This window comes from Flavobacterium cupriresistens, assembly GCF_020911925.1.
GTDB classification, from domain to species: Bacteria; Bacteroidota; Bacteroidia; order Flavobacteriales; family Flavobacteriaceae; genus Flavobacterium; species Flavobacterium cupriresistens.
Genome location: NZ_CP087134.1, coordinates 290,835 through 315,266, shown reverse-complemented (window position 1 = coordinate 315,266; position 24,432 = coordinate 290,835). Strand labels below are relative to the sequence as shown.

The 24,432-nt window shown below is 34.9% G+C and carries 24 protein-coding genes; 12 read left to right on the top strand and 12 right to left on the bottom strand.

Translation table 11 applies throughout. The annotated features are described in order from the left end of the window. Positions 1 to 37: 37 nt before the first annotated feature. The 4 genes from LNP23_RS01470 (at position 38) to LNP23_RS01455 (ending at position 5,066) form a co-directional block, all read left to right on the top strand. Positions 38 to 1,156, top strand: coding sequence for a glycosyltransferase family 4 protein (locus tag LNP23_RS01470; RefSeq protein ID WP_230003256.1), 1,119 nt, complete (start codon positions 38 to 40; stop codon positions 1,154 to 1,156). Next, positions 1,153 to 2,253 carry a glycosyltransferase gene (locus LNP23_RS01465; RefSeq protein ID WP_230003254.1) on the top strand — a complete coding sequence of 367 codons (1,101 nt, stop codon included), beginning with the start codon at positions 1,153 to 1,155 and terminating at the stop codon, positions 2,251 to 2,253. The genes LNP23_RS01470 and LNP23_RS01465 overlap by 4 nt, the downstream gene beginning before the upstream one ends. Before the next feature lie 7 nt (positions 2,254 to 2,260). After that, positions 2,261 to 3,610, top strand: coding sequence for an O-antigen ligase family protein (locus tag LNP23_RS01460; protein ID WP_230003252.1), 1,350 nt, complete (start codon positions 2,261 to 2,263; stop codon positions 3,608 to 3,610). Positions 3,611 to 3,671: 61 nt separating this feature from the next. After that, complete coding sequence (locus tag LNP23_RS01455; RefSeq protein WP_047774197.1) at positions 3,672 to 5,066, top strand: exopolysaccharide biosynthesis polyprenyl glycosylphosphotransferase; 1,395 nt, start codon at positions 3,672 to 3,674, stop codon at positions 5,064 to 5,066. Between the two features lies 1 nt (position 5,067). On the opposite strand, the gene LNP23_RS01450 is transcribed toward LNP23_RS01455, so the two are convergent. Further along, positions 5,068 to 6,204 (bottom strand): lipoprotein N-acyltransferase Lnb domain-containing protein, encoded by a 1,137-nt coding sequence (locus LNP23_RS01450; protein ID WP_230003250.1) that lies wholly within the window; start codon positions 6,202 to 6,204, stop codon positions 5,068 to 5,070. A gap of 37 nt (positions 6,205 to 6,241) precedes the next feature. Next, complete coding sequence (locus LNP23_RS01445) at positions 6,242 to 7,309, bottom strand: putative type IX sorting system protein PorV2 (protein ID WP_487320891.1); 1,068 nt, start codon at positions 7,307 to 7,309, stop codon at positions 6,242 to 6,244. 192 nt (positions 7,310 to 7,501) lie between these two features. On the opposite strand from LNP23_RS01445, the gene LNP23_RS01440 reads away from it, so the two are divergent. Beyond that, positions 7,502 to 8,212, top strand: a complete 711-nt coding sequence (locus tag LNP23_RS01440; RefSeq protein WP_230003249.1) for a CDP-alcohol phosphatidyltransferase family protein — start codon at positions 7,502 to 7,504, stop codon at positions 8,210 to 8,212. Between the two features lie 14 nt (positions 8,213 to 8,226). Then, positions 8,227 to 9,081: a glycoside hydrolase family 25 protein gene (locus tag LNP23_RS01435; RefSeq protein WP_230003247.1), complete on the top strand. Its 855-nt coding sequence runs from the start codon at positions 8,227 to 8,229 to the stop codon at positions 9,079 to 9,081. Between the two features lie 67 nt (positions 9,082 to 9,148). Here the strand turns inward: LNP23_RS01435 and lptB are convergent, their stop codons facing one another. The 4 genes from lptB to LNP23_RS01415 form a co-directional block, all read right to left on the bottom strand. Then, positions 9,149 to 9,889, bottom strand: a complete 741-nt coding sequence (lptB, locus tag LNP23_RS01430) for an LPS export ABC transporter ATP-binding protein (RefSeq protein ID WP_026982881.1) — start codon at positions 9,887 to 9,889, stop codon at positions 9,149 to 9,151. A gap of 237 nt (positions 9,890 to 10,126) precedes the next feature. Then, the gene (locus LNP23_RS01425) at positions 10,127 to 10,477 is read right to left on the bottom strand and encodes a carboxymuconolactone decarboxylase family protein (RefSeq protein WP_047774189.1); all 351 of its coding nucleotides are present in this window, start codon (positions 10,475 to 10,477) and stop codon (positions 10,127 to 10,129) included. Next, positions 10,470 to 11,285 carry a twin-arginine translocase subunit TatC gene (tatC, locus tag LNP23_RS01420; protein ID WP_047774187.1) on the bottom strand — a complete coding sequence of 272 codons (816 nt, stop codon included), beginning with the start codon at positions 11,283 to 11,285 and terminating at the stop codon, positions 10,470 to 10,472. Before tatC ends, LNP23_RS01425 begins: the two co-directional genes overlap by 8 nt. Further along, positions 11,285 to 12,250: a KpsF/GutQ family sugar-phosphate isomerase gene (locus LNP23_RS01415; RefSeq protein WP_047774466.1), complete on the bottom strand. Its 966-nt coding sequence runs from the start codon at positions 12,248 to 12,250 to the stop codon at positions 11,285 to 11,287. Before LNP23_RS01415 ends, tatC begins: the two co-directional genes overlap by 1 nt. Before the next feature lie 86 nt (positions 12,251 to 12,336). Here LNP23_RS01415 and recQ point away from each other — a divergent pair, with 86 nt between their 5' ends. From recQ to LNP23_RS01400, 3 genes are read left to right on the top strand one after another with little or no spacing between them, the layout of a single operon-like run. Next, positions 12,337 to 14,532, top strand: coding sequence for a DNA helicase RecQ (gene recQ / locus LNP23_RS01410; protein ID WP_047774185.1), 2,196 nt, complete (start codon positions 12,337 to 12,339; stop codon positions 14,530 to 14,532). A gap of 9 nt (positions 14,533 to 14,541) precedes the next feature. After that, entirely contained in the window at positions 14,542 to 15,297 is a 756-nt protein-coding gene (locus LNP23_RS01405; RefSeq protein WP_230003244.1) for a hypothetical protein, read from the top strand. A gap of 5 nt (positions 15,298 to 15,302) precedes the next feature. Then, entirely contained in the window at positions 15,303 to 15,725 is a 423-nt protein-coding gene (locus LNP23_RS01400) for a hypothetical protein (protein WP_230003242.1), read from the top strand. 132 nt (positions 15,726 to 15,857) lie between these two features. Here the strand turns inward: LNP23_RS01400 and LNP23_RS01395 are convergent, their stop codons facing one another. Both LNP23_RS01395 and LNP23_RS01390 read right to left on the bottom strand, forming a co-directional pair. Then, on the bottom strand, positions 15,858 to 16,370 hold the full coding sequence (locus LNP23_RS01395; protein WP_230003241.1) for an isoprenylcysteine carboxyl methyltransferase family protein: 513 nt from the start codon (positions 16,368 to 16,370) through the stop codon (positions 15,858 to 15,860). A gap of 499 nt (positions 16,371 to 16,869) precedes the next feature. After that, on the bottom strand, positions 16,870 to 17,109 hold the full coding sequence (locus tag LNP23_RS01390) for a hypothetical protein (RefSeq protein WP_047774181.1): 240 nt from the start codon (positions 17,107 to 17,109) through the stop codon (positions 16,870 to 16,872). Between the two features lie 150 nt (positions 17,110 to 17,259). Here LNP23_RS01390 and LNP23_RS01385 point away from each other — a divergent pair, with 150 nt between their 5' ends. Further along, a complete protein-coding gene (locus tag LNP23_RS01385; RefSeq protein ID WP_230003239.1) occupies positions 17,260 to 18,819 on the top strand; it encodes an NAD(P)/FAD-dependent oxidoreductase in 1,560 nt (519 codons plus the stop codon). A gap of 233 nt (positions 18,820 to 19,052) precedes the next feature. Here the strand turns inward: LNP23_RS01385 and LNP23_RS01380 are convergent, their stop codons facing one another. The 4 genes from LNP23_RS01380 to msrB all read right to left on the bottom strand — a co-directional run bounded on the left by LNP23_RS01380 (position 19,053) and on the right by msrB (position 23,182). Next, the gene (locus LNP23_RS01380) at positions 19,053 to 20,012 is read right to left on the bottom strand and encodes a quinone oxidoreductase family protein (RefSeq protein ID WP_230003237.1); all 960 of its coding nucleotides are present in this window, start codon (positions 20,010 to 20,012) and stop codon (positions 19,053 to 19,055) included. Positions 20,013 to 20,372: 360 nt separating this feature from the next. Further along, positions 20,373 to 21,788 carry an aminopeptidase P N-terminal domain-containing protein gene (locus tag LNP23_RS01375; protein ID WP_230003235.1) on the bottom strand — a complete coding sequence of 472 codons (1,416 nt, stop codon included), beginning with the start codon at positions 21,786 to 21,788 and terminating at the stop codon, positions 20,373 to 20,375. A gap of 206 nt (positions 21,789 to 21,994) precedes the next feature. After that, entirely contained in the window at positions 21,995 to 22,612 is a 618-nt protein-coding gene (gene msrA, locus LNP23_RS01370; RefSeq protein WP_230003233.1) for a peptide-methionine (S)-S-oxide reductase MsrA, read from the bottom strand. A 6-nt stretch (positions 22,613 to 22,618) separates the two neighbouring features. After that, complete coding sequence (gene msrB, locus LNP23_RS01365) at positions 22,619 to 23,182, bottom strand: peptide-methionine (R)-S-oxide reductase MsrB (RefSeq protein ID WP_047774173.1); 564 nt, start codon at positions 23,180 to 23,182, stop codon at positions 22,619 to 22,621. Between the two features lie 286 nt (positions 23,183 to 23,468). Here msrB and idi point away from each other — a divergent pair, with 286 nt between their 5' ends. Continuing rightward, complete coding sequence (idi, locus tag LNP23_RS01360; protein WP_230003231.1) at positions 23,469 to 23,996, top strand: isopentenyl-diphosphate Delta-isomerase; 528 nt, start codon at positions 23,469 to 23,471, stop codon at positions 23,994 to 23,996. 22 nt (positions 23,997 to 24,018) lie between these two features. Next, a complete protein-coding gene (locus LNP23_RS01355) occupies positions 24,019 to 24,432 on the top strand; it encodes a 6-carboxytetrahydropterin synthase (protein ID WP_047774169.1) in 414 nt (137 codons plus the stop codon).

Here is a 24,432-nt window from a genome sequence, read left to right as displayed (position 1 = left end):
AAAGAACCCTTTCTTTCACAGAAAAAGCTCAGAATCTATGAATTTTACAATCATCACCCATGTTCTCCATAAAAAGGAAGAGACTCATTTGTACGGCTATGGGCCGTATGTCTGGGAGATGAATATCTGGTTTAAATATGTAGATCAGGTCAGTATTGTCGCTCCTTTACTTAAAGATAAAGTCGGCAACATTGATTTGGCTTATCAACACCCCGAGCTTAATTTTCAGGAAGTTCCTGCTTTGGCATTAACTACGCCTGTTGGTATTTTAAGGAGTCTTCTTTTTTTACCCTTGGTATCGTGGAGGACTTATAAAGCAATGCAAACTGCGGATCACATTCATTTGCGTTGTCCGGGAAATATGGGTTTGTTGGGATGTCTGGTGCAGATTTTATTTCCGAATAAAACAAAAACAGCCAAATATGCAGGTAATTGGGATCCAAAAAGCAAACAACCGTTGGCGTATCGGATACAAAAATATATTTTAAGCAATACTTTTTTGACCAAAAATATGCAGGTTTTGGTTTACGGAGATTGGGAAAACCAATCTAAAAATATAAAGCCCTTTTTTACAGCGACCTATTCAGTATCTGAGAAGGAAAGCATAGAAAAACCAAGCCTTGATCCGGTAATAGAATTGATTTTCGTCGGAAGCTTAGTTAAAGGTAAAAATCCGATGTACGCAATACGACTGGCAGAGAAACTGATTAAAAAAGGTAAAAACGTCGTTTTGAATATCTATGGAGAAGGAGTTGAAAAAGAGATTTTACGGGACTATATTAAAGTAAATCAATTAGAAAACCATGTTTTATTGCACGGTAACCAAAACCAGGATATCATAAAAAAAGCATATAAAAAAAGTCATTTTGTAGTACTGCCATCTAAAAGTGAAGGCTGGCCTAAAGCAATAGCCGAAGGTATGTTTTGGGGATGCGTACCTGTTGCAACCAAAGTTTCGTGCGTTCCTTTTATGCTCGATTATGGAAACAGAGGGATCTTGTTGGATATGGATTTAGAGAAAGATGTAATTCAACTGGAAGAAATACTGGAGAATGAAAAAGCTTTTTTTTCCAAAAGCAAGCTGGCACTGGAATGGTCACAGAATTATACAACAACTGTTTTTGAAACGGAGATTAAAAAGATACTCACAGAATGAGAATTGTACAGCTTATAGACTCTTTAGAAACGGGTGGAGCAGAGAGAATGGCAGTAAATTATGCTAATGCTCTGGCTAAGAAAATTACTTTTTCGGGATTAATTGCAACCCGGAAAGAAGGGCTGCTTTTAAGTCAGATAGACGAAAAAGTGTCTTATTTATTTTTAAAGAGAAAAAAGAGTGTAGATTTTAAAGCTGTTTTTCAGCTGAGAAAGTATCTGAAGAATAATAAAATTGATATTATTCATGCGCATAGTTCTTCTTTTTTTATTGCTGTTTTAGCTAAAATAACGCTTCCGAGAGTAAAAATTATCTGGCACGATCATTATGGGATCTCACAGGATCTAACTTTAAGAAAGAGCTTAAGTCTTAAATTTGGCTCTGTTTTTTTTAAGGGTATTATTTCAGTGAATACCGCATTAGAAAAGTGGGCAGCATCATATTTGTTCTGTCCTGATATTATATTTCTTCCTAATTTTATTGAGAAGTCAGTAATTTTAAATGAAAAAATATCCTTATTTGGATCCGAGGGAAAGAGAATTATTTGTGTTGCGAACTTGCGTCCCCAAAAGAATTATGAATTACTGTTAAATGTAGCCCGTTCAATAAAAGATAAATTTCCGGACTGGAGTTTTCATCTGTTCGGCAAAGATTTTAAAGATTTATATGCGGACCGATTAAATAAAATGGTAGCCGAATTTAAACTTCAGGATACCGTCTTTTTTTACGGTGCTGTAAAAAATGTGGGCAGTGCTTTAGAACAATGTGATATTGCGGTCCTGCCTTCTTTTTCTGAAGGGCTTCCTTTAGCCGTTCTGGAATATGGATTGTACAAATTACCGGCTGTTGCAACAAATGTAGGCGAGATTTCCAAAGTGATTACTTCTGAAAAGGAAGGACAGATTATTGAATCTAATAATAGCAATCAATTTATCGAAGCCATTCAAATCTTGATAGAACAGCCAAATTTAAGAACAGAAATGGGGTTGAATTTGAATAAAAGAATCCTGTCAGATTACAGTGAAGATGCAATAATAAAAGAATATATTTTTTGGTTGCAATCTTCAACTAATTTTGTGGTGAAAAACACCAACTAAAATACCAATGAAAAACCCGAAACTAATATACATATACCTTCTCGTTATCCATGCAGCAATTGCTGTGTTGGTTTTTATTTTGCCGTTTACCTCAAAGATATACGCTTTGTCGATCTGCGCTTTTGGACTTATTTACATAGTGAAAAATAAAAACAAAAATAATGAAGTTCTGATAATGTCGGCATATGTTATTACAGTTGAGGTGTTTTTAAGGATGACAAACGGTGCTATTTTAAATGAATTTGGTAAATATGCTGTTATACTCTTTATGTTTATAGGGATCATCTATTCCGGTTTTTCGAACCGGGCATTTATCTACTGGATCTTTTTTATTTTGCTTATTCCAAGTGTGATTTTATCTGTTTTTTCCTTAAATATGGATACAGACATCAGGAAAGCAATTGTTTTTAATATTTCAGGACCAGTTTGTTTAGGGATTTCGTCTATTTACTGTTTTCAGAGAAGAATAACTTTCGACAGATTAAAGGTGGTGATAACGGCCTTGGCTCTGCCTCTGGTTTCTATTGCTGCTTATCTTTTTATGTATTCTCCAAGTGTGAAGGATGTTGTAAGAGGAACAGATTCTAATTTTGCAACTTCAGGTGGATTTGGCCCCAATCAGGTATCAACTATTTTAGGCTTAGGAATTTTTGTGTTTTTCGTACAACTATTATTGAACTCTAAAAGTAAGTTGCTCATAGCGGTTAACGGTTTTCTTGTCCTCGTTTTTGCTTTTAGGGGAATTGTTACTTTTTCAAGAGGAGGGGTAATGACCGGTATTGTAATGATTGTTTTGCTTCTAATTGTCTTGTACAAACAAGGAAATGTAAAGTCTAAGGCGAAAGTTGGTTTAGTGATCATCCTTACATTTCTGGCAGGAGTAGGGGTCTGGGGATACTCGTCAATGCAAACCAGTGGATTGATTAATAAAAGATATGCTAATCAGGATGCAGCAGGAAGAGAGAAAAAGAGTAAATTATCGGGTAGAGAAGTTCTTATCGCTTCCGAATTTCAAATGTTTCTTGATAATCCTATTCTGGGAGTAGGGGTAGGAAAGAATAAAGAAATCAGAGAAGAAGAAACAGGTATTGAAGCGGCTTCTCATAACGAAATAACCAGGATGATGGCTGAACACGGGACTTTAGGCATAATAGATTTGCTGATTTTATTGTTTACTCCGTTATTGTTTTTTGTAAATAACCGCCAAAATGTATTTGTCCTTTCATTTTGGGCTTTTTGGCTATTAACAATTAATCACGCGGCTATGCGATTGGCAGCTCCGGCCTTTATATATGCTTTAGCGCTGCTTTCTGTTCAAATTAACATTCCTGAAAAACCTGAACATTCACTGGATTAAATCCTTTTTTTTATAATACATTTGTTGCGAGTTAATTACCCCAAATTAAACTATAGAATAAATGTTTTTAAATAATAAAATTCATTTCGAAATATCGGAACGGAAAGTACTACTTCATATTTTAGATGCTATTTCTGTCTTAAGCGCACTTTTTTTGTTGAGTGTTACTTTTGATTTTAAGTATTTTGAGTTTTCAAGCGCAAATTATTACTGGGAAATTGTATTGATCTTTTACATCTACATGTTCGGCTCTATCTTCGAAATGTATAATTTACAGGTCGCAAGCAATCAGCTTCAGATTCTTAAGAGTACTATATTTACTACCAGTACAACCGTAATTGTGTATTTACTGACTCCCATTTTATCGCCGGAATTACCCAAACACAGAATCGCAATTGTGGTATTTTATTTTGCTATTCTCTTTTCATTATTAGCCTGGAGATACCTGTATGTTTATTTTTTGGCTTCGCACAGATTTGTACAGAACGTAGTTTTAATATGCAATCAGAATCAGGTCGAAGAATTGGTTTTAGGGCTTGAAAATGTTGATCCTCATTATAAAATTGTGGGTTTTGTAAACTCAGATTCGGTAGTTCAGGAGGATTTGGGTTTTCATTACGTGAAAAAAATCAAAAGAGAAGATCTGGAAGATTTTGTTTCTAAACACAATATCTCAGAGATTGTCATAGCCTCCCAGAATACGGATGGAATAACGACTGAGTTGTACCAGAAGCTACTCCATTTATTAGAAGGCGGAAACATAATTCGGGAGTATACACAAGTTTACGAAAGCAAAACGCAGCGTATTCCGGTGCATTATATTTCAAGAGACTTTTATCGGTTTTTCCCTTTTAGCCGAAGTAATAATAATAAGTTGTATTTGTTTCAGGTTCGTTTTTTCGAATTCTTTTTTTCGTTCGTGGGTCTGATAATCTGTTGTGTTTTTATTCCTTTCATTTTTATCGGAAATTTGATTGGGAATAAAGGGAGTTTGTTCTATACGCAGGAAAGAGTAGGTAAAAATGGCGTTGTTTTTAAAATATATAAATTTAGAACAATGGTAGAAAACTCAGAATCTGATGGAGTGGCTTTTGCAACTTCAGGGGATAGACGTGTTACTCCGTTTGGAAAATTTATGCGCAAATCCAGAATAGACGAATTACCACAGTTTTTTAATGTTATTATAGGAGATATGGCCGTTATTGGACCAAGACCCGAACGTCCGTTTTTTGTAGATGAAATTGCCCAGAGAATGCCTTTTTATGAAACAAGACACGTTATAAAACCCGGTCTTACCGGTTGGGCACAAGTCAATTATTCTTACGGTGAATCGATAGAAGAAAGTCTGATAAAATTACAATATGACTTGTATTACATCAAACACAGAAGTGTTTTTCTGGATTTGAGTATTACATTTAAAACCATTACTACAATTGTGTTTTATCGCGGACAGTAATTTAGATGATAATAGGAATCCGTTTTTTGTTTCGGATTGCTACTCGTACTAAAACAAAGCCACTCGTTATTATCATTGGCAAAACAATAAAGAAATGTGCTTTATTGATCAGGAAGATGGTATAAACGATTAGAAAAAGCAGATGTAAAACTGTAAATCGATAAGTCCATTTTTTGTTTTTGATTATAGAAAGAAATAGTAGAATCAACAACAGCGGACTGAATAAAAGCACATTATAATTCATCGATAGCTCCAGATGAAAAGAATAAAATCCAACAGAAACAAAAAAGATTCCCATTAACGACAAAATTAAAAGATAGATTTTGTCTACTATTCTGTTGTGTACTAAAATTACAAAGGCGAGTACAATAAGGTAAGTGTAAATGTTGTTCCACCAAGATGTTGGTGTTTCTTTTTCAAAACTCAAAAGTGTTTTACTTGCACTGGCCAAGGGACGATTTTGAAAAGTAGTTTTTTCTAAACTGTTTTTCAATTCAAACGGTAAAAAGATACGGGTTCCCAATTGGTCCACTTTGGTTCCGAAAATAATGCTCGTTCCTAACTTTTCATAAAAATGTCCGTCAAAATAAGGATACAGTATAGATCTGTATGTGATATCAGTGTCGCCTTTTTTGGTAATCGTGTTTTTTCCTAAAGTGTTATTGATTACATCTACAACCATCGAAGTACAGTTTTTATCAATAAATTTATAGGTATAAAAACGATCTTCAGAAAGCAGTGTTGTATTTAGTTTGTCAAAAAGTCTTTGTTTTAAATCCTGCGAAATAAGTAATTCCTGCTCGTAAACACTTCGTTTTTCATAGTTATAGTTGTCAATAAATTCAGCATACGAGTGGGCAATAACAAAATACTGCAAATCTCCTTTTGTGAATTTTGCAACAAAATTAGGAGTGCTGAAATCAAAAGCACCATAATTATAAACAACATCAATATTGGTCAAAGGATCGGAAACGCGAATGGCGGTGTGTCCAAAATAAGAATACGTTTCGTTGCCAAGACCGCAAGTAATAACGCTTACTTTAGCATCTTTTGACAAGGGTACATTTTGGCTAAAACCAATAGTAGAACTTAATAATAATAAAGTAAAAAACGTTATTTTAAAAATGACTTTCTTCATGATTTAAAATTTTAAGAAGTTTAAAGGTTTGTAATTATTATCTAAAGATACCTAAATCTACTTTTATCGAAAAAATATTAGAGTACAAAGCAGTACTTTGATTACCCAAATCAGTCAAAGCATAATCTACCTGAATACCTTTATATTTAAATCCTAATCCTATATTCGGTTGAAAACTTAGTTTTTCGGTGTTGTCCAGTTGTGTTACATTCTGAAAATTTCCGGCTCCGGCTCTTAAGAAAACCAAGTCTGTATAGCCGAACTCAAAACCTACTGCCGGATCGATACTTACAATTTTGGAGGAAATAATATCATGTGTTTGCTCAAAACGCATATTAAGGTTGGTGGCAATTAAAAGGCTGTAGTCATAATGAAAATCTATTTTTCTGGACACGCCCAATTGTGCTTTTGGCAACGTGATTTCGGTACTCTCGGGCAAGGTATTATTCTCTCCCGGAATAGCGTCTGAGATTTTTTTATATTCTTCCTCATCAATATTCCAGACATTATAAGTAGTAGTGATGTCCCGGAGCATTAAACCAAATTTCCAGTCGTTTCTTTCAAACTGAAGTCCAAAATCGAAACCAAATCCCCAAGAGTTCGCAAATTTTCCAATAATACGACGAATCACTTTTGCATTTACCCCATATTGAAATCCTTCTATAGGCAATTTTCGGGCGTATGAAAACGTAAAACCATAATCTGCTGTTGAGAATAAGCGTATTCGGTTGTAATCAATGTTTCCCTGATTGTCGATTAGTTCGGTCGTGTCCATAATATCATCAACGCCAAAACGAATCATCGAGATTCCCCAGGCACTTCTGTCATCAATCGGACTCGCATAACCAATATAATCGTATTGCGCAATGTTGGCAAAATAATTGGCGTGCATTAAGGATATTTGGTGATCTTCAAGATGAGTCAAACCGGCAGGATTCCAGTAAACGGAGTTTACATCATTTGTAGAGGATACAACAGCGCTTGACATCCCAAGTGCAGCAGCGTCAACGCCGATATTCATAAACTCATTCGAGTATTTTCGAATCGTTTGTGAATAATGCATAGTAGAGCTCCAAAATAGTAAAAGCGCGAAAAGTTTCTTCAACGGATATTTTTTTTGTAAACCGGGGTCTGTTTTAAATTTTATCAAAAATATAATATTTTAATCATCTAATTTGTTGATTTTGATAAATATTACAAAACTCAAAATTTTAGACAAAAAACTCCTTAAAAAACGTGTTTTGGATGCAGTTATTGTACTAAATTTGTTGCTCACTATTATCAAAATTTAGTACAGATGAATATTAAAAAACACATTCCTAATTTAATTACATTAATCAATCTTTTCTGCGGTTGCATAGCAGTTGTTTATGTTTCAGAAGCCAACTATCTAATGGCTTTTTACATGGTTTGTTTAGGAATATTTTTTGATTTTTTCGATGGCTTTTTTGCCAGATTATTTAAAGTTTCCAGTCCGCTTGGGTTGCAATTAGACTCTTTGGCCGATATGGTGACCAGTGGAGTTGTGCCGGGTTATGTTATGTTTGCTTTATTTACCAATAGTGCACACGATTTAGGGACAAATGCCTTTATTCCGTTTTTAGGATTTATAGTGACATTAGGTTCTTGTTACAGATTGGCTAATTTTAATATTGATACACGTCAGACAGATTCTTTTATTGGTTTGCCAACACCCGCTAATGCCTTGTTTATTTTGAGTTTGCCTTTGGTATTGAAATTTTCAGATTCTTTGATAGTACTGGAAATTCTGACTAATCAATGGGTTTTGTTAGTGATCGCTTTATGTAGTGCTTATATTATGAATGCCGAAATACCATTGTTTTCTTTAAAAGTAAAGAAAATGAGCTTAAAAGAGAATGCGCTTCAAATCGTGTTTTTGTCAATTTGTCTTGTGCTGTTATTTTTACTTCAGTATAGTGCGATTCCGGTAATTATACTTTTTTATGTACTACTATCAGTGGTAAACAATACTTTTTTGAAAAAGTAGTTAGTTTTTATTGAATGAAAAGAAAACCGGCCAAAAGGACAAATAACAATCGAAAATCAAATTCAGGTTCTTCGATCGGTAGGTTGTTTCGTTACCTGACTATTTTTGCTTTTATTGGACTTTTTCTGACGGCGGCCTATCATTATCGCAGAGGATTGGCCTACTATTTGGGGTTTAAATCACATAAGGTTTCAGAAAAAGAAATCGAGGACAAACGACTTTCGGATGTTCGGAACTTTCAGGTTCTGGCCAAACGGGAAGGAAAATCAGTTGGTGTGGATGTATCTGAATACCAAGGAAAAATAAGTTGGTCTTACGTAGATACTTTAGAGCAAAAATACCCGATAGATTTTGTGTTTATCAGAGCAACTGTGGGCCGAGACAGAAAAGATTTCCAGTTCAAACGAAATTGGATCGGAGCCAAAGAGAATAAAATGATCCGAGGGGCGTATCATTACTATCGTCCCAATGAAAACTCAATAGAACAGGCAAATCTCTTTATTAAAACCGTAAAATTGGAAAAAGGCGACTTGCCTCCGGTTTTAGACATCGAAAAACTTCCTAAAAACCAATCTCTGGACAGTCTGAAAAAAGGCTTGAGACGTTGGTTGCTCAAAGTAGAAGAGCACTATAAAGTTCGTCCGATTATTTATAGTGGCGAAAGGTATTATGCTGATTTTTTGAAAGAAGAATTCAGCGAGTATTTGTTTTGGATTGCCAATTATAATTTCTACCGTGAAAGAATAGAGGAAGACTGGCTCTTCTGGCAATTTACAGAGAAAGCAACTGTACCGGGTATAAAAACCACGGTTGACGTTAATATCTATAATGGAGACTTACAACAATTGCAGTTTATTACAGTGGATTAGTTTTTAGTCTCAGTTTTTAGTCTCAGTTTTCAGTGACTGCGACTGAAAACTGCGACCGAATACTAAATTAAAACTCCAGCTTCTTCTTACGTAACTCAAAGTTCTGTCCCAGATAAACACGACGAACCATTTCATCTTCTACCAGTTCTTCGGGTATTCCAGCTTTTAGGATTCCTCCTTCAAACATTAAGTACGTTTTATCGGTGATGGCCAAGGTCTCTTGTACGTTGTGGTCGGTGATTAGAATTCCGATATTTTTGTTTTTTAATTGCGCTACGATTCTTTGGATATCCTCAACGGCAACCGGGTCAACACCTGCAAAGGGTTCATCCAGCAGAATAAACTTAGGATCTGTTGCTAGTGCGCGCGCGATTTCTGTACGACGACGTTCCCCTCCCGAAAGTAAGTCCCCTCGGTTGGTACGAATGTGTTCCAGACTAAATTCTTCAATTAAACTTTCCATTTTTGCAATTTGCTCTTCTTTAGAAAGTTTAGTCAATTGTAAAACACTTAGAATGTTATCCTCAATACTTAATTTTCTAAAAACAGAGGCTTCTTGCGCCAAATAACCAATTCCCTGCTGTGCACGCTTGTACATCGGATAATCGGTAATGTTCAGGTCATCCAGATAAATATTGCCCTGATTTGGTTTTACCAATCCTACAATCATGTAAAAAGAGGTTGTTTTTCCGGCACCATTTGGTCCCAAAAGCCCAACAATTTCCCCTTGATTAACTTCAACGGAAATTCCTTTAACAACACTTCGGCCTTTGTAAGTTTTGATTAAATTATCGGCTCTTAGCTTCATTTTTTTTAATTAGATAATGTGAAAATTAGATCGCGAGGTAATTCTAAAAACTAGCTCAATCTATTTTAAAAATTTGATTTGAAAGGACAAAATAAAAACAAAATAATCAATCAGATAAATCAATTAACAAATTATTGCATTTTTGAAATTATCGAAAGTATATGCTAAAAGTACATAATTAGACCATTTATAAAATTATCTCATGATCTAATTAGCACATTTTCTAATTATCGTTTTCTATTTGCCGCTCTCTTCAAGTGCTTCCCAGAATTCATAAGCTCTTCTTAAATGAGGGATTACAATTGTTCCTCCAACTAACGTGGCGATTCCCATTGCTTCCATCATTTCTTCTTTTGTAATTCCTTCTTTATAGCTGGTTTCTAAGTGATATTTTACACAATCATCACAACGTAAAACCGCTGACGCAACTAATCCTAATAACTCTTTCGTTTTTACATCAAGAGCTCCCGGAGCGTATGCGTTTGTATCAAGGTTGAAAATTCTTTTTACAATTTTGTTGTTATCTGCAAGCAGTTTCTCGTTCATTTTAGAACGGTAGTCGTTAAATTCTTGAATAATATCAGACATTTTCTTTCATTTTATTTCGATAAACAATTCGGGATATAAGGATACTTACTTCATAAATAAGTAACATTGGTATGGCGACAATTGTCTGGCTAACCACATCCGGCGGAGTTACAATTGCGGCAACAATCAAAATGATGATTACAGCATATTTCCAATATTTCCTTAAAAAATCAGGGGTAACTAAACCTAATTTTGTTAGGAAATAAATTAAGATCGGTAATTCAAAAAACAAGCCACTCGCAAGTATACTTGTTTTAACCATTCCCATATAAGAATCTAAAGTAAATTGATTTTTTACGACATCACTCACCGAGAATGTAGCCACAAAATTGACTGACATTGGGATAACCACATAATAGCCGAACAATACCCCTAAAAAGAAAAGTAAGGAAGAGGTGAAAATAAAAACTTTAGCATTTTTTCTTTCTTTCTCGTACAATGCCGGACTGATAAATTTCCAAAGTTCCCATAAGATGTAAGGGAAACTTAGTACAAAACCAGCCAGAAGACACATCCATACAAAGATGTTTACCTGTCCTTCCATTTCGGTGTTCTGAATAATGAAATTCAATTCCGTAATACAGATGCTTTCAGCAAAACCCAATTGATGTGATAATTGACAAAAATATTGGTAGGTAAAAAAGGTTGGTCGGGTAGGTCCTAAAAGAACACTGTCGAATAAATAGTCACTCACAAAGTAAGTCACAATCCCCATTACAACTACTGCTATAGTACTTCTTACTAATAACCATCTTAATTCTTCAAGATGATCTAAAAACGACATTTCGTTAAGATTTTTCTTTGCCATTATACGATTCCTTCTTTTAAAATATCATGTAAATGTAAAACACCTTTATAAGTTCCATTATCCGAAACAATCAATTGCGTTATCGAAAAATCTTCTAAAATATTTAAAGCATCTACTGCCATCGTATCGGAGGATACTAATTTTGGGTTTTTAGTCATAATATCTTTAGCGGTTAATTCGGCAAATGTATCGCGGTCGTTCAGCATTCTTCTGATATCTCCGTCCGTAATAATTCCGATTATTTTATCGTTTTCTATTACTGCCGTTACTCCTAATCTCTTTTCAGATATTTCAAATATAACCTTTTTAACTGAGGTATCAGGTGTGACCATTGGTTTTAGTGAATGCTCAATCATATCTTTTACGCGAAGTAATAGTTTTTTTCCTAGAGCGCCACCTGGATGGTATACTGCAAAATCTTCGGGTTTGAAGTCGCGCATTTCCATTAGGCAAACTGCAAGAGCATCTCCCATGACAAGTTGTGCCGTGGTGCTGTTTGTTGGTGCCAAATTGATAGGGCAAGCTTCCATGTCGACCGTAGTATTCAAAACATAATCAGAACCTTTTGCTAAAAAAGAGGTTATGTTTCCCGTAATTCCGATTAAAATGTTTCCGAAACGTTTTAATAACGGAACTAAAACTTTTATTTCAGGACTATTCCCACTTTTCGAAATGCAAATAATAATGTCTTCCTTTTGAATCATTCCTAAGTCCCCGTGAATCGCTTCTGAGGCGTGTAAGAACATTGATGGCGTCCCTGTGGAGTTAAAAGTGGCCACCATTTTTTGAGCAATGATCGCGCTTTTTCCGATGCCCGTAACGATTAGTCGGCCTTTAGTTTCGTATATGCGTTGGGTTGCTTCGTAGAAATTTTCGTCGAGAAAATCAATTAGCTTTGTAATTGCTTCACTTTCAGATAGTATGGTTTTTTTTGCTATTGCTAATATATTTTCTTTTGTGATCAAAACAGAATATTTAAAATTTGTATGTGTAAAAGAAAGTTGTATCTTTATGTGTTGCAAATTTATACAAAATACCATTAATATAAAGAATGAATTCAAACGAAATTGAAATACACAAAGAATTAAAGAAGTATTTCGGGTTTAGCCAATTTAAAGGCTTGCAGGAGCAAGTCATTACAAGTATCCTCGGTAAAAAGAATACTTTTGTGATTATGCCTACTGGTGGTGGAAAGTCTCTTTGTTATCAATTACCCGCTTTAATTCAGGAGGGAACGGCTATCGTTGTTTCTCCTTTAATTGCTCTGATGAAAAATCAGGTCGACGCGATTCGAAGTCTTTCTTCGGAAAACGGAATTGCGCACGTATTAAACTCCTCGCTCACTAAAACAGAAATCACACAGGTCAAAAAAGACATTACTTCTGGATTGACCAAGCTACTGTATGTCGCACCGGAATCTTTGACAAAAGAAGAATATGTGGCGTTTTTGCAAAGTGTGCCCATTTCATTTGTTGCCATTGATGAAGCGCATTGTATTTCAGAATGGGGTCATGATTTCAGACCGGAATACCGAAATCTGAAAAATATTATCAAACAATTGGGTAAAGTGCCTATTATAGGTCTTACGGCTACCGCAACGCCAAAAGTTCAGGAAGATATCCTGAAGAATCTCGAAATGTCTGATGCCAATACTTTTAAAGCATCATTCAACAGGCCTAATTTATACTACGAAGTTCGTACAAAAACAAAAAACATAGAATCGGATATTATTCGGTTTATCAAACAACATAAAGGGAAGTCAGGAATTATTTATTGTCTGAGCCGCAAAAAAGTAGAGTCAGTAGCCGAAGTTTTACAAGTAAATGGCATTAGTGCTGTTCCGTATCACGCAGGTTTAGATGCGAAAACAAGAGCCAAACATCAGGATATGTTTTTGATGGAAGATGTAGATGTGGTCGTAGCAACAATCGCTTTCGGAATGGGAATTGACAAGCCGGACGTTCGTTTTGTTATTCACCATGACATTCCAAAATCATTAGAAAGTTATTATCAGGAAACCGGACGTGCTGGGCGTGATGGCGGAGAAGGACATTGTTTGGCATACTACTCCTATAAAGATGTAGAAAAACTCGAGAAGTTTATGTCTGGAAAACCGGTTGCAGAACAAGAAATCGGTTTTGCTTTATTGCAGGAAGTAGTGGCTTATGCCGAAACTTCAATGTCACGCAGAAAATTTCTCTTGCATTATTTCGGTGAAGAATTTGACGGTGAAAATGGAGAAGGGGCAGACATGGACGACAATGTTCGTAATCCTAAAACCCGTATCGAAGCAAAAGAACAGGTTGTTAAATTGTTGGAAATTGTCCGGGATACCAAACATATTTATAAATCAAAAGAAATTGTTTTTACTTTAATTGGACGTGTCAATGCCGTAATTAAAGCACATAAAACAGATGCGCAAGCCTTCTTCGGATCGGGAGCCGATCATGACGAGAAATATTGGATGGCCCTGCTAAGACAGGTTCTCGTAATGGGATATTTGTCTAAGGATATTGAAACCTACGGAATTATAAAAATTACCAAAAGCGGATTGGATTATATTAAAAAACCAGTTTCGTTTATGATGTCGGAAGATCATGAGTATAATGAATCTGAAGACGAAGCAATAGTAACCGCTTCTAAATCATCCGGTACTGCCGATGAAGTTTTGATGGGGATGTTGCGTGAACTACGAAAAAAAGTAGCCAAAAAACTGGGAGTCCCTCCTTTTGTTGTTTTTCAGGATCCTTCGCTGGAAGATATGGCTTTAAAATACCCAATTAGCTTAACGGAGTTGTACAACATTCATGGAGTTGGTGAAGGGAAAGCAAAAAAATACGGTAGTGACTTTATTACCTTGATCAATCGTTATGTAGAAGATAACGATATCATTCGTCCCGATGACTTAGTAGTGAAATCTACCGGAGTCAATTCTGCTAATAAGTTGTACATCATTCAGAATATTGACCGAAAACTATCATTAAACGATATCGCTTCCGCAAAAGGCTTGACCATGGATGCTCTGATTAAAGAAATGGAGCAAATTGTATATGCCGGAACAAAATTGAACATCAAATATTGGGTAGATGATATGCTGGATGACGATCAGCAAGAAGAAATTCACGATTATTTCATGGAATCTGAATCCGATAAAATCGAAGATGCTCTTAAGGAATTCGACGGTGATTACGATATTGATGAATTGCGTTTAATGCGAATAAAATTTATTAGCGAAGTCGCTAATTAAAGTATTTCTATGAGTTGTTTAAAAGTGCTTTTCATTTTTGTGTTTTTAGTATCAGGTAAATTATTTGCAACCGGTCAGGTTCCGGATTATTTAATTGTAGAAAAAGATACTCTCGCTATACAATCCAATCCATTAGAGGAATATTTTAAAGATCATCCTATTCCCGATAACTTAATAACTGGCTTTTCCAGTGCCAATTGGCGAGGTTATGTTGCCTATTTTAAGTTTTTAGATGGAAAATTGGTGGTAGAGAATATTTATAAAGAAGAATATAAGACAAATAAGGATGGGAAAACGGAGGGATCTTTAATGTCTATATATAAAGATCTTTTTGGAGATAAAACTAATTTTCAATGCCATTTTTATTCCGGGTTGTTAATATGTCCATCTGGAAGTATGATTGAATATGTTCATATGGGATATAGTTCGCTTTATGAAAACTATAATCTTATAGAAGTAAATAAAGGAATCAATGTTAAATCGAAGAAATTTACTGGAGAAGAATTTCGTAAGTTTAAAAAAGATTATTTTAAATATTATAAAAAATCCAATGAATACAAGATTAAAGTTAAAGAGTTTAAGGAGATGAGAAGTCAATCCAGTTCTTTTAATGGTAGTTTTCCAATTGAAAACCCCGGTATTGGAAGAGAGAATAAATCCTTAAAACAAAAAGAGTCCGAGTTTAATGCAGATAAAGAAATAGATTCCTTTATGTTTATTTTTTTAAATGACTATATAAAAACAATAGAAATTCCAACAAATTAATATTTATGAAAAAAGTAATACCGTTATTAAAAATATCTTTTTTTGCATTATTGTCAATTTTAATTTTTAGTTTTTCAACCGATAAAAAAGAGAACGATTCAAAGTTAGTTGGTATTTGGAAAGGTTTTGAAAAAGATGGACAAATAGAAGGGGTCGAAAAACATTGGATACAGCAAAGGTTTGCCGACGGAACTTACGTTATAATGTTTACTGCAAAGCAAGATTGTGAAATTCAGACTTTTACCGAAAAAGGAAAGTGGTGGACTGAAAACGGTAAGTTTTATGAATTATCGTCAAGTACAAAAGACATAGATGTTTATAGTTATGAAGTTAAAGGTGAAGAATCTGTTGAATTTAAAAGTATAAAGCTTACAGGAAAAGATGATAATACGTATGTTTTTAGCGATTATAGACTTGACTTAAAGTAAATCGAAAACAAAAAACAAAAAAATCCAAATTCCATTCACTTTTCAGTTGGAATTTGGGTTTTTTCGTTAAAAAAATCGCTCCAACATTGGAATTTGGAATTTAAAATATTGGAATTTTATTCTAAATAGATTTTATAAAACAATAGTCTTCATCGCTTTTTCTTCTTGAGTAATTCTAATAAATAAGATTGTCAGATATACAGGTAATACATACTTCATGGTATTCCAAGCGCTACAGAGTAAAACGGCACCAATAAGTTCTGGAATTATGTTCAAAAAATAATTAGGATGTCTTACCGTTCTGAATAAAAAGGATCGCACCATTTTATGATTAGGGAGAATGTATATTTTCACGGTCCAAACCGCTCTTAATTCATAAATGATATAAAAAAGTATTAGATAGGAAAAGAGTAATAACCCCAAACCGATCTGACTATTGCGATCAAATTGTGCTTGACTGGTATAAGCCTCATAGAAACAGGATAGATAAAAAGCAGTATGGCATAGAGAAAGAAGAAAAGAGTTAAATTTTCCATATTGTTTTGCACCAAGCTTTTTAATTCTTCTCTCATTAAGGATTGATATAAACAGAGAAACGACTCTTGCAAATAAAAATATTGAAAAAAGATATAATACGGTGCTCATTTTTTGTGATTTTTTAAGCTGAATAACCAGTTAAATTTGAAGGTTATTTAGATCTCTCTATTTTAAACTTTCAAGATTTACAGTTGCTACAGTTTAGTCAATTGTCTCAATACCAGTATTACTTTAATGCCTGTCATTACTAAAGTAAAAATTGAGACAAGTGAATTTAAATATTTTTAAATAAATATAAGCTGTTTCTTTATAGCTGTGTAGAATAAATTAATAGCAGAAATGTAATCTAAATTTATTTGTAGCAAGCCAAGTATTTGATTGTAAAAAATCCCCAACATTGGATTTTAGAATTTCAAAGTATTGGAATTTTACGCTAGTAAATCCAAATCCCATTAACTTTCCAAAAGAAATTAGGATGCTCTAATTAAAAAAACCGCCCCACAATTGGAATTTGGAATTTCAAAAATTTGGAATTTTATTCTACATAGATTTCCCAGTTTTAAGACCGCCCCAACATTGGAATTTGGAATTTTAAAATATTGGAATTTTACTCCACGTAGACTTCCCCCCGATGCGGTTTCAAAGCATCTCTAACAGCAATCATATGCTCATCAGTAACTACCATAAAAGCAATTGCCTGCATGTCATTTATGATTTTATAACCCGTGATATTTAACGGAAGTTTTTCTATGGCGATATATTCTTTTAAATGAATTTCGTGATGTTCGGCTGTTTTTGCAGAAGCCGGGCCACGAAAATCCCAAATCAGTTTTATTTTTCTGGACATGATTTTTTAGGTGCGAAGTTTCAAAGAGGCAAAGGTACAAAGTCTCTTTCGAAAATGGATTTTAGATTAAATAACTAGTTTCGGTTCAAAAATAGTACTTTTGCATGTTCTTTTCATAAAAAGAAAAGCTAATAGAATAAATAAAATACAATGCCAAGAGAACTTTTACTTCAGGTAACGCCCGAAATTGCAGCAAATGAATTGTTGTTACGTGACTATTTGTCTAAACAAATAAAGGTTTCGCCTAAAGAAATTCAACATGTTTCTATTTTGAAACGATCCATAGACGCACGTCAGAAAGCGATTAAAATCAATTTAAAAGTGCTGATTTATATGGCGGGTGAGCCTTTTCAGGAAACCAAAATAGAATTGCCTATATATAAAGATGTTTCTAAAGCTCAGGAAGTAATTGTAGTCGGGGCAGGACCGGCAGGACTTTTTGCTGCATTGCAGTTAATTGAATTAGGTTTAAAACCTATTCTAATCGAACGTGGAAAAGACGTTCGTGGACGCCGTCGTGACTTAAAAGCTATAAATGTGGATCATTTGGTTAACGAAGATTCTAATTATTGTTTTGGTGAAGGAGGAGCAGGAACCTATTCTGACGGGAAATTGTATACGCGTTCTAAGAAACGCGGTGATGTAACCAGAATATTAGAATTGCTAGTCGCTTTTGGAGCCTCTGATGATATATTGGTGGAAGCACATCCACATATCGGGACCAATAAATTACCGAAAATCATCGAGGACATTCGAAAAAAAATCATCGAATTTGGTGGTCAGGTTTTATTTGATACCCGAGTAACGGATATTTTAGTTAAAAATAATGAAGTAGAAGGAATTGTAACTCAAAACGGAGATACGATTCTTGCCAATAAATTAATCTTAGCGACAGGCCATTCCGCAAGGGATATTTTTGAATTATTGGACAAAAAGAAAATCTTTATAGAAGCAAAACCTTTTGCTTTGGGAGTTCGTGCAGAACATTCACAAGAACTAATAGACAGTATTCAATACAGCTGTGATTATCGTGGCGAGCATTTACCTCCGGCACCGTATTCAATAGTGAAACAGGTTAACGGACGTGGAATGTATTCGTTCTGTATGTGTCCGGGAGGTGTTATCGCGCCTTGTGCAACAAGTCCGGGAGAAGTGGTTACAAACGGTTGGTCGCCTTCTAAAAGGGATCAGGTGACTGCAAATTCAGGAATTGTAATCGAATTGAAATTGGAAGATTTCAAACCCTTTGCAAAATTCGGCGCTTTAGCCGGAATGGAATTTCAGAAAAGTATCGAGCAAAAAGCGTGGCACTTGGCAGGAGAAACTCAAAAAGTACCTGCGCAGCGAATGATCGATTTTACACAAAATAAAGTGTCAGCGGACATTCCAAAAACATCCTATGTTCCGGGAACAACTTCGGTAGAAATGGGACAGGTTTTTCCTGGATTCTTATCACAGATATTACGTGAAGGTTTTAAAGAATTCGGAAAATCAATGCGAGGATATTTAACCAATGAGGCTATTTTACACGCACCGGAAAGCAGAACTTCGTCTCCGGTTCGTATTCCCAGAGATCCTATTACCTACGAACATTTACAAATAAAAGGTTTGTATCCATGCGGAGAAGGAGCGGGTTATGCGGGTGGAATCATATCAGCAGCAATTGACGGCGAAAAATGCGCTTTGATGATTGCCGAGACTTTAAAATAAAATAGGTTTGCCACGAATTACGCTAATTTTTTCGCCTAGCCTTATGTGAGTTATTTAAAGTGAAACGTCTTTTTTAAGCTTTATTAACTATGTCTCTATGTGTTAAAATTAATTACACTTAACGGGTGGTTGTAGAAATAAGTTAGCCACGAATTACACGAATTTTTACGAATTATAATTTAAATCTTTAGATAAAAATTAGCGAAAATTGGTGTAATTCGTGGCAAAAAAAATCAAGGAATCAATATTATTTTCCCGGTACTTTTTCGGCTTTCTAAATAATCATGAGCCAGTTTTCCTTCTGATAGTTTGAACGAAGTTGGTGTTGAAAGCGTAATTTTGCCTTCAATAATCCAACTAAATAATTGATTGGCTCTTTTGATTCTTTCTTCTTTAGAGTTTAAATAGCTCCATAGATCTCCGCCGGTTAATGTTTTCGAAGTGTCCATCAACATTCTCGGATTTACAGGTTCAGGATCGCCACCCGCCATTCCGAAGAAAACGACTTGTCCACATTCTTTAGTGACTTCAAAACTTTCGGTCAAAGTGCTGCCGATACTGTCGTAAACAACATCTACCCCGTTCGGAATAACTTTGAAAAGATCCGATTTCCAATCTTGATTATATAAAAAGACATGATCTGCACCTTGCTCAATAGCTACTTTTGCTTTTTCTGCAGAAGAAGTCAAGCCTATAACATTCGCGCCTAAAAGCTTGCTGATTTGTGTTAAAAACTGACCAACGCCACCGGCAACGGCATGAATTAAAACCGTTTCGCCTTTTGCCGTTTTATGACTGTCTGTTGCTAAATATTGCGCGGTTAAACCTTGTAATAGTATAGAGGCGGCAGTTTCAAAAGAAATGGCTTCCGGTAAAGGAAGTATATGATTGGTGTTTACCGCTACCAATTCTGCATTGGCAAAAGGAACGTCTGCGAAGGCAACACGATCTCCGACTTTATATTCCGAATTATTATTAGCATCAACAACAATTCCTGCACCTTCGTAGCCTGCAATAAAAGGAGGATTTCCTTTTAAATGATAATTTCCTTTTCGTCTGTAAACATCGGCGAAGTTTAGTCCGATAGCTTTCATTTCGACTAAAATTTCATCACTTTTTAATTGTGGGTTTGGAATCTCAATGTACTCTAAAACAGTTGAATCTCCGAAAGATGAAAAGGTAAGTGCTTTCATTTATAATTGTTTTTTAGGAATACAAAGAAAGGAAAAATCCAATTGAAGATTGAAAAGCTTTTCATAAAACTGTACAAAAAAACCTCGACTAAATTTAGCCGAGGTTTGAATTATATTTTTTTGCAATCATTGATTAAAAGGATTGTAAAGATTTTTTAAGTTAACCTTGTTTTTTGCTATTTTGCCACGAATTGCACGAATTTCCAAGAATTAAGCCTTAAAATTATTGCCAAAGATTAAAGGAGTAGGAAGACTTAATCCCAAGAAAATAGGAACAATTCGCTAAAATTAGTGCAATTCGTGGCAAAAAAGAAATCATTCTAATCTTTAAATCTGTGGCAAAAAAAAATGAGTTATATACTATATTTTAGGAAACACCATGTCATTAAAAGTGCTTTTTTGTTTGGCTAAAGCTTCAATCTCATCCCATTTTCTTGGAGAATCAATAGATAAGTTTTCGTAAGTATTTTTTTTGATTAAAATATCATCTTCAATACGAACACCAATATTCCACCATTTTTTGTCACATTTGCTGTTTGGACTAATATAAATCCCTGGCTCAACAGTAAGAATCATATTTTCTTTTAAAAGAGTTTCCGGGCCTTTAAAATTTCCTTTGTCATGAACGTCCAGACCAAGAAAGTGAGAGCATCCATGCGGGTAGTAAAGATTGACGTCTTTTAGGTCGTTGATGATTCCTAATTTTAATAATCCCTTTGCAAGAACTTCTTTAGCAGTATTGTTCAGGTCTACAAGTGGAGTTCCTTCTTTGCAAATGGCAAAAACAGCCTCTTGAGCATCATAAACCAATTGATAAATTGCTTTTTGTTCTTCTGAAAATTTTCCATTAGCCGGAATGGTTCTGGTAACATCAGCAGAATAACCATGATATTCGGATCCAACATCCATTAAAAGCAGTTGGTTTTCCATTTTAGTACTGTTGTTTTCTGAGTAATGCAAGATGCATCCATTTGCTCCGGCACCTACAATTGGGGAGTAACCTTCCGCTTCTGCACCATATCTGCGGTGAATGTAAGTATGAATACCTTCTGCTTCGTTTTCGCTCATATCCGGTCCTACAGCTTTCATTACCTCGTTATGTGCAACGCAGGAAAGTTGAACAGATTTACGCATTAATACCAGCTCTTCCGGTGTTTTTATTTCACGAAGTGTACTTGTAATAGTTCTAAAAAGATCTAAAGAAACAACATCTTCTTTTGTGATTCCGGCTTTGGTTTTGAAAGTTTCAAATAAGCCAAAAAGATCATTGCCACTTTTGTTATTACCAATGTCGGTAGGGATTTTGTCGTAGATTAGTGTTTTGAATTTTTTAAAATCGATATCAAAATTTTTGAAATCTTTTCCATTAAAAGTTTTCGCAATTCCCAGTTGAGATTTTGTACCGTCAGCCCCTAGGCGTCTTCCTGTCCACATTTCTTTTGTAGCGTCTTTTTCTCTGACAAAAATAACTTCATTGTATGTTTCGGCGGTACCTTGAGCTTCTTTAAAAATCAATAAAACAGCATCAGGTTCTTTGTATCCGCTTAGGTAATACATATCGGGATTTTGATGAAAAATATAATTAATATCTCTGGAAAATACTCTCTCCGGATAAGAGAAAATTACAGCTACAGAATTATCAGGCATCAATGCTCTAAAAGCTTCGCGACGCCCCTTATGAAACTCTTTGGAGAGGTAATCAGTTGGTAAATTTTTCTGAGAAAAAACCTGAACGGTTGTCAGGAGGGATAAAAAAAACAGAATTAAATGCTTCATTTGTAGTGATTTTGGTTGATGATATTAGTTTTAAGCAACGCAAATTACAAAAAAAAAGATTTGATTTTGAAAAAAAGGAGTTGCCACGAATTGTACGAATTATCACAAATAAAAATGGATTCTCTTTTTGATAAAAAAAATCGTGCAATTCGCAGCAAAAAAAATAACCGCCCCTAAAAAGGAGCGGTTACTTTCTGAATTAACAATTATTTCTTTTTGAGTTGGTCTTTGAAAACTTTTTCAAATTTCTCTATTTTGGGTTGAATTACCATTTTGCAATACGGTTGATTTTTGTTGTTTGCATAATAATTCTGATGATAATCTTCGGCTTTATAGAACTTAGTAAAAGGTTCAATTTTTGTAACTATCGGACTGCTGTATACTTTTGCTTTGTTTAGCTGTGCAATAATGCTTTCTGCTGCGGCTTTCTGTTGTGGGTTGTTGTAAAAAATCACAGAACGATATTGAGTACCTACATCTGCTCCTTGTCTGTTTAGTGTTGTTGGATCATGCACGGTAAAGAATACTTTAAAAATTTCGTTGATGTCCGTTACGGTTTTGTCGTAAGTAATCTGAACGACTTCGGCATGGCCGGTAGTTCCCGAGCATACTTCTTCATAACTCGGATTAGAAACTTTACCTCCGGAGAAGCCTGAAACAACAGATTTTACACCATTTAAATTTTCGTAAACTGCCTCAACACACCAGTAGCAACCGCCACCAAGCGTAATGGTTTCAAGATTTGAAGCCTTTTTTGTTGCCGTATTCTGAGCAAAGCTGTTTAGTGATAATGCGAGGACGCATGTTAAAAATATATTTTTCATCGTTTTTTATTTAGAGTCTGGGATAAAATCAAGTGCGATCGAATTCATACAATATCGTTTTCCGGTTGGTTCCGGGCCGTCATCAAACAAGTGGCCTAAGTGGCCTCCGCATCTGCCGCAAAGTGCTTCAGTTCTTTCCATTCCCAGAGAATTATCTGTTTTGTAAACCACACTTTTTTTGTTGTCCTGTTCAAAAAAGCTTGGCCATCCGCAACTGCTTGAAAATTTAGCAGTAGATCTGAAAAGTTTATTTCCGCAGGAGGCGCAATAATACGTTCCTTTTTCATCGCTCTTCCAGTATTTTCCGGTAAAAGGGCGTTCGGTATCGGCTTCGCGCATTACAGCATATACATCTTCGGGAAGTACTTTTTTCCATTCGGCATTACTGACATTCAGTTTGGCAGTGTCTGTGTTCGAATAATAGGGATTCCCTGGTTTGCTGATTTTATTTTCCATGCTGACCGTTTTTGAAGTTGTTTTTTTGGTGTTTTGTCCGCACGCCTGAAAAATAAACAGCGGAATTAAAAAGCAAAGGCTGAAAAATTGGGTTTTTGTTTTTGTAGTTTTCATGAGACTTTATTTTTGTAGTTCAAAGTTACGACCAGAGTAGGTTTTGAAATGTCGTACACTTTACAATTGCGTTTTTTTTAAGTATGATTTAACGTTTTAGTATTTACGTAAAGGAGCTGTTTTTAGTTTTAAGGCTTATTTTTAAAGGTTTTTTATAAAATTATCAAATACAATGTTTTGTAAATTAGTGTGTTGTGAAATTTTTAGCTCGTTAAACTTTTCACAATCTTTTCTGAGATTTTCAAGCCATTTCTTTTTTCGTATTTTTGTTTGTACAAAACGCCCTATGATAGAAGAAAACGTAATATTAGTCAATCAAAATGATGAGCAAATTGGCTTAATGCCAAAATTAGAAGCACATGAAAAGGCTCTTTTGCATCGTGCTTTCTCTGTTTTTATTTTAAATAATAAGAATGAAATAATGTTACAGCAACGTGCGCATCAAAAATATCACTCACCTTTGTTATGGACCAATACATGTTGCAGTCATCAGCGTGAAGGGGAGACAAATGTTGCAGCAGGAAGCCGAAGATTATTTGAAGAGATGGGCTTTAAAGCAGAATTAAAAGAATTATTTCATTTTATATACAAAGCTCCTTTTGACAATGGTTTGACGGAACATGAATTAGACCATGTTATGATTGGCTACTACAATGAGGATCCGGCCATTAATAAGGATGAAGTTGAAGATTGGAAATGGATGAAAATAGAAGACGTAAAAGAGGATATTGAAAAACATCCGGAAATTTATACCGTCTGGTTTAAGATAATTTTCGATGAATTTTATCACTATTTAGAAGACCATAAGATTTAATGATACCAAACCAAAAACCTAAATGAGAGTAACCATATCAAGAAAAGCGCATTTTAATGCTGCACATCGATTGCACAGGAAAGATTGGACATTGGAAAAAAACAACGCTGTTTTTGGAAAATGTAATAATCCTAATTTCCATGGTCATAATTATGGTTTAACAGTAAGCGTAACAGGAAAAATTGACCCCGAAACCGGTTTTGTAATAGATGTGAAAGTATTAGCGGATATCATACTCGAAGAAGTAGAAATTCCGTTTGATCACAAAAACCTGAATCTGGATGTTCCCGAATTTCAGGATTTGAATCCAACTGCTGAAAATATTGCCGTTGTGATATGGAATAAAATCAGAAAAAGAATTCAACCCGATTTTGACCTGGAAATCGTTTTGAATGAAACAGAGCGTAATTTTGTAACCTATAAAGGAGAAAAATAA